At 53.8% G+C, this 15816-nt stretch carries 8 protein-coding genes, 2 tRNA genes and 3 rRNA genes; 11 read left to right on the forward strand and 2 right to left on the reverse strand.

The features are described 5' to 3' along the window. Window positions 1-9: 9 nt before the first annotated feature. Complete coding sequence (gene fadB, locus D781_RS01085; protein ID WP_015344211.1) at window positions 10-2199, reverse strand: fatty acid oxidation complex subunit alpha FadB; 2190 nt, start codon at window positions 2197-2199, stop codon at window positions 10-12. A gap of 344 nt (window positions 2200-2543) precedes the next feature. Here fadB and pepQ point away from each other — a divergent pair, with 344 nt between their 5' ends. The 11 genes from pepQ (at window position 2544) to birA (ending at window position 14640) form a co-directional block, all read left to right on the forward strand. Next, window positions 2544-3875, forward strand: coding sequence for a Xaa-Pro dipeptidase (gene pepQ / locus D781_RS01090; protein WP_015344212.1), 1332 nt, complete (start codon window positions 2544-2546; stop codon window positions 3873-3875). Then, a complete protein-coding gene (locus tag D781_RS01095) occupies window positions 3875-4489 on the forward strand; it encodes an IMPACT family protein (RefSeq protein WP_015344213.1) in 615 nt (204 codons plus the stop codon). The genes pepQ and D781_RS01095 overlap by 1 nt, the downstream gene beginning before the upstream one ends. A gap of 34 nt (window positions 4490-4523) precedes the next feature. After that, window positions 4524-5975: a Trk system potassium transporter TrkH gene (gene trkH / locus D781_RS01100; RefSeq protein ID WP_015344214.1), complete on the forward strand. Its 1452-nt coding sequence runs from the start codon at window positions 4524-4526 to the stop codon at window positions 5973-5975. Between the two features lie 21 nt (window positions 5976-5996). After that, window positions 5997-6518 carry a menaquinone-dependent protoporphyrinogen IX dehydrogenase gene (gene hemG / locus D781_RS01105; protein WP_015344215.1) on the forward strand — a complete coding sequence of 174 codons (522 nt, stop codon included), beginning with the start codon at window positions 5997-5999 and terminating at the stop codon, window positions 6516-6518. Between the two features lie 402 nt (window positions 6519-6920). Beyond that, window positions 6921-8462: ribosomal RNA gene (locus D781_RS01110) — 16S ribosomal RNA — on the forward strand. 72 nt (window positions 8463-8534) lie between these two features. Then, a tRNA-Ile gene (locus D781_RS01115) sits at window positions 8535-8611 on the forward strand. Window positions 8612-8724: 113 nt separating this feature from the next. Beyond that, a tRNA-Ala gene (locus D781_RS01120) sits at window positions 8725-8800 on the forward strand. 204 nt (window positions 8801-9004) lie between these two features. Further along, a 23S ribosomal RNA gene (locus D781_RS01125) occupies window positions 9005-11912 on the forward strand. 193 nt (window positions 11913-12105) lie between these two features. Next, window positions 12106-12221: ribosomal RNA gene (rrf, locus tag D781_RS01130) — 5S ribosomal RNA — on the forward strand. The 16S, 23S and 5S rRNA genes sit together here with 2 tRNA genes alongside, the layout of an rRNA operon. A gap of 422 nt (window positions 12222-12643) precedes the next feature. Next, entirely contained in the window at window positions 12644-13681 is a 1038-nt protein-coding gene (gene murB, locus D781_RS01135; RefSeq protein ID WP_015344216.1) for a UDP-N-acetylmuramate dehydrogenase, read from the forward strand. After that, the gene (birA, locus tag D781_RS01140; RefSeq protein WP_015344217.1) at window positions 13678-14640 is read left to right on the forward strand and encodes a bifunctional biotin--[acetyl-CoA-carboxylase] ligase/biotin operon repressor BirA; all 963 of its coding nucleotides are present in this window, start codon (window positions 13678-13680) and stop codon (window positions 14638-14640) included. Before murB ends, birA begins: the two co-directional genes overlap by 4 nt. A 42-nt stretch (window positions 14641-14682) precedes the next feature. On the opposite strand, the gene coaA is transcribed toward birA, so the two are convergent. Further along, window positions 14683-15633 carry a type I pantothenate kinase gene (coaA, locus tag D781_RS01145; protein ID WP_015344218.1) on the reverse strand — a complete coding sequence of 317 codons (951 nt, stop codon included), beginning with the start codon at window positions 15631-15633 and terminating at the stop codon, window positions 14683-14685. Window positions 15634-15816: the final 183 nt, after the last annotated feature.

A 15816-nucleotide genomic window follows, 5' to 3' on the forward strand; every position in this document is an offset into this window, starting at 1 on the left:
TTTATGACCTCATGCCGGTTGGCCAGTGGAGACATCCGCGATCGGCGCCGTCACCGGGTAGTAGCTTTCATTACGTTCGGCTTTGGCGCGCAGGCCGGCCGGGACCTGGTACAGCGCGCCCAGATGTGCGTAACGCTGCGCCATTTCAACGTAATGGGCCGTGCCCATGGTATCCAGGTAGCGGAATACGCCGCCGTGGAACGGCGGGAAACCGATGCCGTAAACCAGTGCCATATCGGCTTCCGCCGGGCTGGCGATGATGCCTTCCTCCAGACAGCGCACCACTTCGTTAATCATCGGAATCATCATGCGCGCGATGGTTTCTTCGGCGCTGATGTTTTGCCGCGGCTGGCTGACTTCCGCCAGCAGCGTATCGGTTTGTTCATCGTTCTCTTTACGCGGTCTGCCTTTGTTATCCTGGCTATAGCGGTAGAACCCCAGCTGATTTTTCTGGCCGAAACGCTGGTTGTCGAACATCACGTCGACCGCGTCACGGTAATCTTTGCCCATGCGTTCAGGGAAGCCGGCGGCCATCACCGCCTGGGCATGATGTGCGGTATCGATGCCGACCACGTCCAGCAGATAAGCCGGACCCATTGGCCAGCCGAACTGTTTTTCCATCACTTTATCGACCTGGCGGAAATCGGCGCCGTCCCGCAGCAGCAGGCTGAAGCCGGCAAAGTAAGGGAACAGCACGCGGTTGACGAAGAAGCCCGGGCAGTCATTGACCACGATCGGCGTTTTCCCCATGCGTGACGCGTAGGCCACTACGGCAGCAATGGTGTCGTCGCTGGTGCGCTCGCCGCGGATAATTTCTACCAGCGGCATACGGTGCACCGGGTTAAAGAAGTGCATACCGCAAAAGTTTTGCGGGCGCTGCAGCGATTTTGCCAGCTCATTGATCGGAATGGTCGAGGTGTTGGAGGCCAGCACCGTTTCTTCGCCGATCAGGCTTTCCACTTCGCTCAGCACCGCGGCTTTGACCTTCGGATTCTCCACCACCGCTTCGACGATCACCTGGGCGCGTTCGATCCCGGCGTAGTCCAGCGTTGGCTGAATGGTTGCCAGCACGCCGGCCATTTTCATGCCGTCGAGCTTGCCGCGCTCCAGCTGTTTGTTCAGCAGTTTGGCGGCTTCGCCCATGCCGAGCGTCAGCGATTTCTCACTGATATCCTTCATCAGCACCGGCACGCCTTTTAATGCGGACTGATAGGCGATGCCGCCGCCCATAATACCGGCGCCCAGCACTGCGGCCTGCTTCGGCGCGGCATGGTCTTTCGCCAGTTTTTTCGCCTGACCTTTCACAAACTGATCGTTGAGGAAGATGCCGACCAAGGCCCGCGCTTCATTGGAACGCGCCAGCGGCACAAAGCTGGCGGTCTCCAGCTTCAGGGCTTCATCGCGCCCCAGTTTGGCGGCGGCTTCAATGGTTTTCACCGCGGTCATCGGCGCCGGGTAGTGTTTGCCGGCGGTTTGCAGCACCATGCCTTTGGCGGTGGTAAAGCTCATCGCTGCTTCAATCGGGCTGAGCTTCAGCGGCTCCAGCTTCGGCTGGCGGCTGGCGCGCCAGTCCAATTGTCCGTCGATGGCCTGCTGCAACATCTGCCGCGCAGCGTCCGCCAGTTTTTCCGGCGCGACGACCGCATCGACCAGGCCGACTTTCAGCGCCTCTTTAGCGCCGATGTCTTTACCGGCGGCAATAATTTCCAGCGCGCTGTCGTTGCCGAGCAGACGCGGCAGACGTACTGAGCCACCGAAGCCCGGCATGATGCCGAGTTTGGTTTCCGGCAGGCCGATGCGCGCATCCGGCGTTGCCACGCGGAAGTCTGTCGCCAGCACGCATTCGCAACCGCCGCCCAGCGCATAGCCGTTAATCGCGGAAATGGTCGGCACCGGTAAATCTTCCAGGCGGTTGAAAATAGAATTGGCGTAGGCCAGCCAATGCTGCAGTTTTTCCGCCGGGGCGGCGAACAGTGACAGGAATTCGGTGATATCGGCACCGACGATAAATGCGTTTTTGTTGGAACGCAGCAGCAGCCCTTTCAGCCCGGCATGTTTCTCCAGGACGTCGAGCGCTTCGCCCAGCGCGGCAACGGTACGGGTATCCAGCTTGTTGACCGAGCCTGGGGCATCAAACACCAGCTCGGCGATACCGTTCTCGAGCTCGTGCAGTTGTAATGTTTCGCCTTGGTAGAGCATGTCTATCTCCTGAATCAGCGCGTATGATCTGGTATGACCAGATGAAAGTGAGTGTGGTTTTAATGTTAAAAATATGCAAATCAGAAATTGATTTTTTGCTGCGCCGATCACAAGGGATAATCATATTTAATTGATTTTTATAGTTATTATATTTTATGTGCTTTAGTGCATCTGGCTGATGCAGTATCGTTTTTTCACCGATGGCCATAGCGATGGTTTATCTGGCCGGATCGGCATGGTTAACAGTTTGCGAGGCGTTTCGCATGCCTGAGGTGGCGGGGTTGGAGTGCGTAATCAGTGTGTTAAGATGGCGTATTCCGTTCTAAGGGCATAAAGGTACTGTGATGGAAACGCTGGCTTCTTTGTATAACGAACATCTGAATGAACTGCAAAACCGCGCGCGCGACGTGTTGGCGCGCAATAAACTGGACGCGCTGCTGATTCATTCCGGCGAGTTGTTGCGGGTATTTCAGGATGATCACCACTATCCGTTCAAGGTCAACGCGCATTTTAAAGCGTGGGTGCCGGTGACGTCGGTGCCGAACTGCTGGTTATGGATTGATGGCGTTAACAAGCCGAAGCTGTGGTTCTACTCGCCGGTAGACTATTGGCACAGCGTCGAGCCTTTACCGAATAGCTTCTGGACGCAGTCTGTCGAGCTGATACCGTTGGCCAATGCCGGCGATATCGGCCAGCTTCTGCCCGCGCAGCGCGAGCGCGTCGGCTATATTGGCTACGCTCAGCAGCGGGCGCGGGAACTGGGCATTGCCGCAGACAATATCAATCCGCAGGCGGTGCTGAACTACCTTGATTTCCACCGGTCGATTAAAACCGGTTATGAGCAGGCCTGCATGCGCGCCGCGCAGAAAACGGCGGTGACGGGGCATAAGGCCGCACGTGAAGCCTTCCTGTCCGGCATGAGCGAGTTTGATATCAATCAGGCCTACCTGACCGCGACCGGCCACCGCGACACCGACGTGCCTTACGGCAATATCGTGGCGCTGAATGAACACGCCGCCGTACTGCATTACACCACGCTTGACCATCAGCCGCCGTCCGACATGCGCAGCTTCCTGATCGATGCCGGGGCGGAATATAACGGCTACGCGGCGGATTTGACGCGTACCTATGCGGCGGACGGCGACAGCGACTTCGCCGCGCTGATTAAGGATCTCAACGCTGAACAGCTGGCGTTGATCGATACGCTGAAGCCCGGCGTACGTTATACCGATTACCATGTGCAGATGCACCAGCGTTTGGCCGGCCTGTTGAAGAAACACCGCCTGGTGAATGACATCAGCGAAGAGGCGATGGTTGAGCAGGGTCTTACCTGCCCGTTCCTGCCGCACGGTTTGGGCCACCCGCTGGGTTTGCAGGTGCATGACGCCGCCGGCTTTATGCAGGATGAAAACGGCACCCACCTGGCGGCGCCGGCCAAGTATCCGTTCCTGCGCTGTACGCGGGTGTTGCAACCGGGCATGGTGTTGACCATTGAGCCGGGGCTGTATTTTATCGAGTCTCTGCTGGCGCCGTGGCGCAGCGGCGAGTTCGCCAAGCATTTTGCCTGGGAGCGCATTGATATGATGAAGGCTTACGGCGGCATCCGTATTGAAGATAACGTCGTGATTCATGACAAGCGGGTGGAAAACATGACGCGCGATCTTCATTTGGCGTGATGGAGGCATACCCGGTTCCTGCCGACGGCGTCAGCGTCTGTGAGGAGATAAAGAAAAGCCGCTTTATTACGTTACTGGCGCCGACCTGCGGCGTGGATGCGGCCAAAGCATTTATTCAGCAGGTCAAAGAGGAACATCCTACGGCCCGGCATCACTGCTGGGCTTTTGTCGCCGGTGCGCCGGGGGATTCGCAGCAGCTGGGTTTTTCTGACGACGGTGAACCCTCCGGCACGGCGGGCAAACCGATCCTGGCCCAGTTGATGGGCAGCGGCGTGGGGGAAATTACCGCGGTGGTGGTCCGCTACTACGGCGGGATCAAATTAGGCACAGGCGGTTTGGTCAAAGCCTATGGCAGCGGGGTGCAGCAGGCGTTAAAGCAGCTGCCGCTGGTCAGCAAAGTGCCGCAGTTGGAATATACTTTGCAATGCGACTATGCGCAGCTGGCGTTGGTTGAGAATCTGCTGCAGCAAATGGAAGGACGGATTCTGCACGGCGAATACGGTGCGGATGTCATACTGCATTTGGCTCTGCCGGCAACGGAAACCGTGGCCTTTGGGAATAAATTACGTGATCTGAGTCGCGGTAATTTGCAATTAACCCCCATTTCGCAATAATTCCCTCCAATTAAATTGCTAAGGATCGTGTGAAATGCATTTTCGCGCCATAACCCGTATCGTAGGTGTATTGGTCATCTTATTCTCCGGGACAATGTTCCTCCCCGGACTGGTGGCGTTGATTTACCGCGATGGCGCGGGGCGGGCATTTACGCAGACCTTCTTTGTTGCCGTGACTATCGGCTTGCTGCTGTGGTGGCCGAACCGTAAGCAAAAGCATGAACTGAAGCCGCGCGAAGGGTTTCTGATCGTGGTGCTGTTCTGGACGGTGCTGGGCAGCGTGGGGGCGTTGCCATTTCTGTTCTCCGAGCGGCCTAATCTTTCGCTTACCGATGCGTTTTTCGAATCCTTTTCCGGCCTGACCACTACCGGCGCTACCACGCTGGTGGGGCTGGATTCGCTGCCTAAAGCCATTTTGTTCTACCGGCAGATGCTGCAGTGGATGGGCGGGATGGGGATCATCGTGCTGGCGGTGGCTATTTTGCCTATCCTCGGCGTCGGCGGGATGCAGCTGTACCGTGCAGAAATGCCGGGGCCGCTGAAAGACAATAAAATGCGCCCAAGGATTGCGGAAACGGCGAAAACTCTGTGGCTGATTTATGTGCTGCTGACCGTGGCCTGCGCGCTGGCGCTGTGGGGGGCCGGGATGTCGGCGTTTGACGCCATTGGCCACAGTTTTTCCACCATCGCCATTGGCGGTTTCTCTACCCACGACGCCAGCATCGGCTATTACGCCAGTCCGACGATTAACACCATTATCGCCGTATTCCTGTTGATCTCCGGCTGTAACTACGGTCTGCACTTTGCGCTATTGAGCGGCCGCAGCCTGAAGGTGTATTGGCGCGATCCTGAATTCCGCATGTTTATCTTTGTGCAATTAACGCTGGTGGTGGTGTGTTCGGTGATCCTGTGGGGACACGGCGTCTATCAGTCGGGTATGGAAACGATCAATCAGGCGTTTTTCCAGGTGGTTTCCATGGCGACGACAGCAGGCTTTACCACCGACAGCATTGCCAAATGGCCGTTGTTCCTGCCGATGCTGCTGCTGTGCTCCGCCTTTATCGGTGGCTGTGCCGGTTCCACCGGCGGCGGCCTGAAGGTGATCCGTATCTTGCTGCTGTATCTACAGGGCTCGCGAGAACTAAAAAGACTGGTGCACCCCAATGCGGTGTATACCATTAAGCTGGGTAACCGCGCGTTGCCCGAACGTATATTAGAAGCAGTATGGGGTTTCTTCTCAGCTTACGCGCTGGTGTTTATTGTCAGCATGCTGGCGATTATCGCCACCGGCGTGGATGATTTCTCCGCCTTTGCTGCCGTGACCGCTACGCTGAACAACCTGGGCCCCGGCCTGGGGGTTGTCGCCGATAACTTTACGACCATGCCGCCGCCGGCGAAGTGGATACTGGTGTTGACGATGCTGTTCGGGCGCCTTGAAGTTTTCACACTGCTGGTTCTGTTTACGCCGACCTTCTGGCGTGAATGATCCTGGATAAGGAGTAACGCCATGAAGGCACTGATTCTCTATTCGAGTCGCGATGGGCAGACTCACGCCATTGCCTCTTATATTGCGAGTAAGCTGCAAGAGGCGATGTGCTGCGATGTGGTTGACCTGCTTCAGGCGGAAAGCGTCGACCTTGGGCAGTATCAACGCATCATGATTGGCGCCTCGATTCGCTACGGGCATTTTAATCCTGCGTTGGATAAGTTTGTAAAACGCCATGCCGAACGTTTGAACCATATGCCGAGCGCTTTCTTCTCCGTCAATCTGACGGCGCGCAAGCCGGACAAACGCTCGCCGCAAACCAACCCTTATACCCGTAAGTTCCTGCTCGCTTCGCCGTGGCAACCCAAACAGTGCGCAGTCTTTGCTGGTGCGCTGCGATATCCGCGTTACCGCTGGTTCGACCGTATAATGATTCAGTTCATTATGCGTATGACGGGGGGAGAAACGGATAGCAGTAAAGAAGTAGAGTATACAGATTGGCGTGAGGTCGAACGTTTTGCCCAGGAATTCCGCCAGCTTTAGTATGAAAAGTGACAAAAACGCTGCCTTGAGCAGCGTTTTGTTGAAAAAGAAGGCAGTTGAAAAGTTTTTTTAAATTAGGGGTTGCGGCGTTCTGAGAACTCCCTATAATGCGCCTCCACTGACCGGGAACAACGACTGACAAGCCGCCGGGTCAGCGAGAAGAAAGCGAAATAAACGCTTGACTCTCCGGGTGAAAAGCGTAGTATACGCAGCCCGCGCCGATGGGAATTATCTCCGGCGATGCTCTTTAACAATTTATCAGACAATCTGTGTGGGCACTCACAAGACGATATCCAGCATCTTCGGATGCAAAAAATATCAAGTCTTGAAGAGTGACTAACTGAAGTAAAATTCATGCAGTAATCTTTGAGCAACAGCTATTAACTTAGCGAATCAAGCTTTTAATTGAAGAGTTTGATCATGGCTCAGATTGAACGCTGGCGGCAGGCCTAACACATGCAAGTCGAGCGGCAGCGGGAGGAAGCTTGCTTCCTCGCCGGCGAGCGGCGGACGGGTGAGTAATGTCTGGGGATCTGCCCGATGGAGGGGGATAACCACTGGAAACGGTGGCTAATACCGCATAACGTCGCAAGACCAAAGTGGGGGACCTTCGGGCCTCACACCATCGGATGAACCCAGATGGGATTAGCTAGTAGGTGGGGTAATGGCTCACCTAGGCGACGATCCCTAGCTGGTCTGAGAGGATGACCAGCCACACTGGAACTGAGACACGGTCCAGACTCCTACGGGAGGCAGCAGTGGGGAATATTGCACAATGGGCGCAAGCCTGATGCAGCCATGCCGCGTGTGTGAAGAAGGCCTTCGGGTTGTAAAGCACTTTCAGCGAGGAGGAAGGTGGTGAACTTAATACGTTCATCAATTGACGTTACTCGCAGAAGAAGCACCGGCTAACTCCGTGCCAGCAGCCGCGGTAATACGGAGGGTGCAAGCGTTAATCGGAATTACTGGGCGTAAAGCGCACGCAGGCGGTTTGTTAAGTCAGATGTGAAATCCCCGAGCTTAACTTGGGAACTGCATTTGAAACTGGCAAGCTAGAGTCTCGTAGAGGGGGGTAGAATTCCAGGTGTAGCGGTGAAATGCGTAGAGATCTGGAGGAATACCGGTGGCGAAGGCGGCCCCCTGGACGAAGACTGACGCTCAGGTGCGAAAGCGTGGGGAGCAAACAGGATTAGATACCCTGGTAGTCCACGCCGTAAACGATGTCGATTTGGAGGTTGTGCCCTTGAGGCGTGGCTTCCGGAGCTAACGCGTTAAATCGACCGCCTGGGGAGTACGGCCGCAAGGTTAAAACTCAAATGAATTGACGGGGGCCCGCACAAGCGGTGGAGCATGTGGTTTAATTCGATGCAACGCGAAGAACCTTACCTACTCTTGACATCCAGAGAACTTTCCAGAGATGGATTGGTGCCTTCGGGAACTCTGAGACAGGTGCTGCATGGCTGTCGTCAGCTCGTGTTGTGAAATGTTGGGTTAAGTCCCGCAACGAGCGCAACCCTTATCCTTTGTTGCCAGCGGTTAGGCCGGGAACTCAAAGGAGACTGCCAGTGATAAACTGGAGGAAGGTGGGGATGACGTCAAGTCATCATGGCCCTTACGAGTAGGGCTACACACGTGCTACAATGGCGTATACAAAGAGAAGCGAACCTGCGAAGGCAAGCGGACCTCATAAAGTACGTCGTAGTCCGGATTGGAGTCTGCAACTCGACTCCATGAAGTCGGAATCGCTAGTAATCGTAGATCAGAATGCTACGGTGAATACGTTCCCGGGCCTTGTACACACCGCCCGTCACACCATGGGAGTGGGTTGCAAAAGAAGTAGGTAGCTTAACCTTCGGGAGGGCGCTTACCACTTTGTGATTCATGACTGGGGTGAAGTCGTAACAAGGTAACCGTAGGGGAACCTGCGGTTGGATCACCTCCTTACCGAAAGATATCCTGACTGTGCAGTGTCCACACAGATTGTCTGATGAAAAGAACGAGCAGAAATACCTTTATAGGCTTGTAGCTCAGGTGGTTAGAGCGCACCCCTGATAAGGGTGAGGTCGGTGGTTCAAGTCCACTCAGGCCTACCACTTCTCTCCTATGCTGCGTTATGGCGCCGCTCGCATATTTCAATATGCGTCGCGACACCACGCCTTGCCTAGAAGAGAAGTAGTAAACCGAAGGTCTCTGTCAGTGACTGTATGGGGCTATAGCTCAGCTGGGAGAGCGCCTGCCTTGCACGCAGGAGGTCAGCGGTTCGATCCCGCTTAGCTCCACCATATAAGTCCGAATATCAATACTTCAGAGTATATTGGCAACAGTATGCTGCGAAGTATTTTGCTCTTTAACAATCTGGAACAAGCTGAAAATTGAAACATGACGGCTGAAACTTGTCCCTCCGTAGAAGTAGTGGGATGAGGAGTAACCTGTCATAGAGTCTCTCAAATGTTTGCAACGCGAAGTGAAACATCTTCGGGTTGTGAGGTTAAGTGACTAAGCGTACACGGTGGATGCCTAGGCAGTCAGAGGCGATGAAGGGCGTGCTAATCTGCGAAAAGCGTCGGTAAGGTGATATGAACCGTTATAACCGACGATACCCGAATGGGGAAACCCAGTGTGTTTCGACACACTATCCTGTCATGAATACATAGTGGCAGGAGGCGAACCGGGGGAACTGAAACATCTAAGTACCCCGAGGAAAAGAAATCAACCGAGATTCCCCCAGTAGCGGCGAGCGAACGGGGAAGAGCCCAGAACCTGAATCGGCTTGTGTGTCAGTGGAAGCGTCTGGAAAGTCGCACAGTAAAGGGTGATAGTCCCGTACACGAAGATGCACAGGTCGTGAGTTCGATGAGTAGGGCGGGACACGTGTTATCCTGTCTGAATATGGGGGGACCATCCTCCAAGGCTAAATACTCCTGACTGACCGATAGTGAACCAGTACCGTGAGGGAAAGGCGAAAAGAACCCCGGCGAGGGGAGTGAAATAGAACCTGAAACCGTGTACGTACAAGCAGTGGGAGCACCTTCGTGGTGTGACTGCGTACCTTTTGTATAATGGGTCAGCGACTTATATTTTGTAGCAAGGTTAACCGAATAGGGGAGCCGTAGGGAAACCGAGTCTTAACTGGGCGTCTAGTTGCAAGGTATAGACCCGAAACCCGGTGATCTAGCCATGGGCAGGTTGAAGGTTGGGTAACACTAACTGGAGGACCGAACCGACTAATGTTGAAAAATTAGCGGATGACTTGTGGCTGGGGGTGAAAGGCCAATCAAACCGGGAGATAGCTGGTTCTCCCCGAAAGCTATTTAGGTAGCGCCTCGTGAACTCATCTTCGGGGGTAGAGCACTGTTTCGGCTAGGGGGCCATCCCGGCTTACCAAACCGATGCAAACTCCGAATACCGAAGAATGTTATCACGGGAGACACACGGCGGGTGCTAACGTCCGTCGTGAAGAGGGAAACAACCCAGACCGCCAGCTAAGGTCCCAAAGTCATGGTTAAGTGGGAAACGATGTGGGAAGGCACAGACAGCCAGGATGTTGGCTTAGAAGCAGCCATCATTTAAAGAAAGCGTAATAGCTCACTGGTCGAGTCGGCCTGCGCGGAAGATGTAACGGGGCTAAACCATGCACCGAAGCTGCGGCAGCGACGCTTAGGCGTTGTTGGGTAGGGGAGCGTTCTGTAAGCCGTTGAAGGTGGCCTGCGAGGGTTGCTGGAGGTATCAGAAGTGCGAATGCTGACATAAGTAACGATAAAGCGGGTGAAAAACCCGCTCGCCGGAAGACCAAGGGTTCCTGTCCAACGTTAATCGGGGCAGGGTGAGTCGACCCCTAAGGCGAGGCTGAAAAGCGTAGTCGATGGGAAACAGGTTAATATTCCTGTACTTGGTGTTACTGCGAAGGGGGGACGGAGAAGGCTAGGCTAGCCGAGCGACGGTTGTCTCGGTTTAAGCGTGTAGGGGGGTGTTCCTGGTAAATCCGGAACGCTGTTAACCCTGAGGCGTGATGACGATGCACTACGGTGCAGAAGTAGTTGATGCCAAGCTTCCAGGAAAAGCCTCTAAGCTCCAGGTAACATCAAATCGTACCCCAAACCGACACAGGTGGTCAGGTAGAGAATACCAAGGCGCTTGAGAGAACTCGGGTGAAGGAACTAGGCAAAATGGTGCCGTAACTTCGGGAGAAGGCACGCTGGCGCGTAGGTGAAGTCCCTTGCGGATGGAGCTGAAGCCAGTCGCAGATACCAGCTGGCTGCAACTGTTTAATAAAAACACAGCACTGTGCAAACACGAAAGTGGACGTATACGGTGTGACGCCTGCCCGGTGCCGGAAGGTTAATTGATGGGGTTATCCGTAAGGAGAAGCTCTTGATCGAAGCCCCGGTAAACGGCGGCCGTAACTATAACGGTCCTAAGGTAGCGAAATTCCTTGTCGGGTAAGTTCCGACCTGCACGAATGGCGTAATGATGGCCAGGCTGTCTCCACCCGAGACTCAGTGAAATTGAACTCGCTGTGAAGATGCAGTGTACCCGCGGCAAGACGGAAAGACCCCGTGAACCTTTACTATAGCTTGACACTGAACATTGAGCCTTGATGTGTAGGATAGGTGGGAGGCTTTGAAGTGTGGACGCCAGTCTGCATGGAGCCATCCTTGAAATACCACCCTTTAATGTTTGATGTTCTAACTCGGCCCCATAATCTGGGGTGAGGACAGTGTCTGGTGGGTAGTTTGACTGGGGCGGTCTCCTCCCAAAGAGTAACGGAGGAGCACGAAGGTTAGCTAATCACGGTCGGACATCGTGAGGTTAGTGCAAAGGCATAAGCTAGCTTGACTGCGAGAGTGACGGCTCGAGCAGGTGCGAAAGCAGGTCTTAGTGATCCGGTGGTTCTGAATGGAAGGGCCATCGCTCAACGGATAAAAGGTACTCCGGGGATAACAGGCTGATACCGCCCAAGAGTTCATATCGACGGCGGTGTTTGGCACCTCGATGTCGGCTCATCACATCCTGGGGCTGAAGTAGGTCCCAAGGGTATGGCTGTTCGCCATTTAAAGTGGTACGCGAGCTGGGTTTAGAACGTCGTGAGACAGTTCGGTCCCTATCTGCCGTGGGCGTTGGAAGATTGAGAGGGGTTGCTCCTAGTACGAGAGGACCGGAGTGAACGCACCACTGGTGTTCGGGTTGTCATGCCAATGGCACTGCCCGGTAGCTAAGTGCGGAAAAGATAAGCGCTGAAAGCATCTAAGCGCGAAACTTGCCTCAAGATGAGTCTTCCCTGGGACTTCGAGTCCCCTGAAGGAACGTTTAAGACTAAGACGTTGATAGGCTGGGTGTGTAAGTGCAGCGATGCATTGAGCTAACCAGTACTAATGAACCGTGAGGCTTAACCTTACAACACCGAAGGTGTTTTAGAGAGATAGATATTTTCAGCCTGTTCTGTGATTGAAGTCCGAAGGATTTCGCGCTGAAGCAAGGCGGCAAGCGATGGCGGAGCAGGAGCATACATGAGTATGTGACTGTGACGACAGAGAGCGGCCAAGGCGGCAGCAGCGTGAAAGACACAGGACGGGTAAAAAAGAATTTGCCTGGCGGCAATAGCGCGGTGGTCCCACCTGACCCCATGCCGAACTCAGAAGTGAAACGCCGTAGCGCCGATGGTAGTGTGGGGTCTCCCCATGCGAGAGTAGGACACTGCCAGGCATCAAATAAAGTAGAAAGCCTCATGCGAAAGCATGAGGCTTTTTGCGTTTGGCATCAATAAATATCCGATAATATCCCTTATGACGACTTAGTAATAATACATATGGTTGGCTTATTGTTTATTCATTAGGTGTTTCATCTATTGGGGTAACATATAAATCCGCAATCAATTACTATGCTTATAAGCAATGTATTTATATGTTTCCCTGTTTTTTGTTATTTCTTCTCTTACGCGAAAACGCATTTCCCATCGCCGCATCATTGAATTTATTGCGATCTTTCATCCAGATAGCCTGACCGTTGCTGCATTCAGTTTCATGATTTTGGCGATGCGGCACGCATTGTTAAAAAACAAATAATAGCCACAAGATTTTATTCGAGTAGACTAAGTACAATTTATTCCGGAATGGGTATTCAATATCATGTCTAGTGAAAGCGCGTCTTTAAAAAATCACAATACCTTTGCGCTCCCGGTTAACGCAGCGCAATTGGTCATTGCTGAAAACATTGAGCTAATGATTAAGGTCTGGCAGAAGACGAAAAAACGTCAAGAGCCGCTGCTGGTTCTTGGAGAGGGCAGTAATGTCCTGTTTTTAGAAGATTTTGCTGGTACGGTCATGATTAACCGCCTGCACGGCATTAAGGTCAGGGAAGAAGAGGATAGCTGGCATCTGCATGTCAGTGCCGGTGAAAGCTGGCATGAGCTGGTAAAAAGAACGCTCGACGGTGGCATGCACGGTTTGGAAAATCTGGCCCTGATCCCTGGCTGTGTTGGCTCTGCACCTATTCAAAATATCGGCGCTTATGGCGTTGAATGGAAAGATGTCTGTGAATACGTCGACCTGCTTAATCTGACGACCGGCGAGATTGACAGGATGGTGCCCGAACGCTGCAACTTCGGCTACCGGGAAAGTATTTTCAAACATCAATTCAAAATCGGCCATATCATTGTTGGCGTGGGTATACGACTGAATAAGCAATGGCAGCCGCTATTGAGCTATGGCGATCTGACCAAGCTGGATAAAGAGACGGTAACGCCGCGCCAGGTATTTGATGCGGTTTGTGCGATGCGTCGCAGTAAACTGCCTGACCCGCGAGAAACCGGCAACGCCGGCAGCTTTTTCAAGAATCCGGTGGTGGAGAAGGAGCATGCTGCAGAGCTGTTAGCCGCTCATCCTGGCATGCCGCACTTCCCGCAGGCGGATGGCCGGGTGAAGTTGGCGGCAGGTTGGCTGATCGACCAATGCGCGTTAAAAGGTTATCGTATTGGCGGCGCTGCAGTGCACAGCAAGCAGGCGCTGGTATTGATTAACCAGGATAATGCCGTCAGCCAGGATATCGTTGCGCTGGCGCGTCATGTACGCAACACGGTTGCAGAGACGTTTAGCGTCTGGCTTGAACCTGAAGTGCGCTTTATTGCGGCGACGGGAGAAGTAGACGCCGTAGAGGCTATTTCATGAGAGACACGACGGTCCCATTAAAGCTCATCGCCATGCTAGCCGATGGAGATTTCCATTCGGGTGAACAGCTGGGTGAATATCTGGGCATGAGCCGTGCCGCGGTTAACAAGCACATTCAAACCGTCAGAGAGTGGGGCGTAGACGTGTTTACCGTCCCGGGGAAAGGTTACAGCCTGCCGGCACCGATTCAACTCCTGGAAGCGCAGCGTATTGCTGCGTTGCTGGATGAAAAGCAGGTGACCGTACTGCCGGTGGTGGACTCAACCAACCAGTATTTGCTCGACCGCATCGGCAGTCTGCAATCCGGCGATGCCTGCGTGGCTGAATATCAACAGGCGGGACGAGGCCGGCGCGGGCGCCAGTGGGTATCTCCGTTTGGCGCCAATCTCTATTTGTCGATGTTTTGGCGTTTGGAGCAGGGCCCGGCGGCAGCGATTGGCCTGAGCCTGGTGATCGGTATCGTGATGACCGAGGTGCTACAGCGTTTGGGTGCAGAAAAAGTTCGGGTGAAATGGCCGAATGACCTTTACCTGAACGATCGTAAACTGGCCGGCATCCTTGTCGAACTGACCGGTAAAACCGGCGATGCGGCGCAGATCGTTATCGGCGCCGGCATCAACCTGGCAATGCGTGATACGCATAGCGACAGTATTAATCAGGGCTGGATTAACCTGCAGGAGGCCGGGATCGCTATTGACCGCAATGAGTTTGCCGCCACGTTGCTTAACGAGATGCGTCAGTCATTACGGCAGTTCGAAAGCGAGGGGCTGGCACCTTTCATTACACGTTGGCGTGAGCTGGATAACTTTATCGATCGTCCGGTAAAACTCCTGATCGGCGAGCAGCAGATCTTTGGCATCGCACGCGGCATCGATCAGCAGGGGGCGCTGTTGCTTGAGCAAGATGGGGTGATTAAACCCTTTATCGGCGGTGAGATCTCATTACGCAGCGCCGAGTAATGCTGTTGTTTGCAGGGGACAAGGCTGCCCCCTGCAAACAGGCTATTTCCTGAGGCGCACATGCTCGACGGCGTGATTCGCGCTTTTCGTCATAATCAGACTGGCGCGCTCGCGGGTCGGTAAAATGTTCTGCTGTAAATTCAGTCCATTAATCTCATTCCATAGCTGAGTCGCGATTTTCACCGCTTCACTCTCGGAGAGTTTGGCATAGTTATGGAAATAAGAGTCTGGATTAGAGAACGCCCCTTGGCGGAACTTCAGGAAGCGGTTGATATACCAGGTTTGCAGCAGTTCTGCAGACGCGTCGACATAGATAGAGAAATCGACAAAATCCGAGACAAAGACGTGGTGTGGATCGTGCGGGTAGTCCATACCGCTCTGCAGCACGTTCAGACCTTCCAGAATCAGAATATCCGGCTGTTCAATGACTTTATTACCGTCGGGTACGACGTCATAAATCAGGTGTGAATAAACCGGTGCGGTGACGCGTTTAGCGCCTGATTTCACTTCTGAGACAAACTTCACCAGGCTATGCATATCGTAAGACTGCGGGAAGCCTTTCTTCTTCATCAGACCGCGTTCGTTCAGCACTTTGTTAGGGTGCAGGAAGCCATCGGTGGTGACCAGTTCAACGCTGCGGTGTTCCGGCCAGCTGCTAAGCAGCGCCTGCAGTAAGCGGGCGGTGGTGCTTTTACCTACGGCGACGCTGCCGGCGATGCCGATCACATAGGGGATTTTCTGCCCGTCGGTGCCAAGGAACTGCTCCAGAACGGCCTGGCGGCGCAGATTGGAACTGATGTAAAAGTTCAACAGTCGCGACAGGGGGAGGTAGATCTGCGCCACTTCCTCTAAAGAGAGATCTTCGTTAATCCCTTTTAGCTTAACAATTTCTTCTTCTGATAACGTCAGCGGCACTGAATCTCGCAACGCAGCCCATTGGGTACGATCGAACTGTAGATACGGCGTTGCTAAAGACTGCTCTCTTTTTATCATAAGCCAAATTCTGCCTGTTAACGCAGGTTGGGAAAGGCGCCGGACGCCAACTCCAGATAATAAACAAGCTGCATATTATAGACAGCTTCGTTTTTGGCGTAGACTTTTTTCAACTTTGTTGCTGATTACGCTGAGAGAATGGTAATTGTGCGAACGGGCGCGCACTTGTGAATGCGTGCGTTG

Origin of the sequence: Serratia sp. FGI94 (assembly GCF_000330865.1) — a bacterium.
Lineage (GTDB): Bacteria > Pseudomonadota > Gammaproteobacteria > Enterobacterales > Enterobacteriaceae > Serratia_B > Serratia_B rubidaea.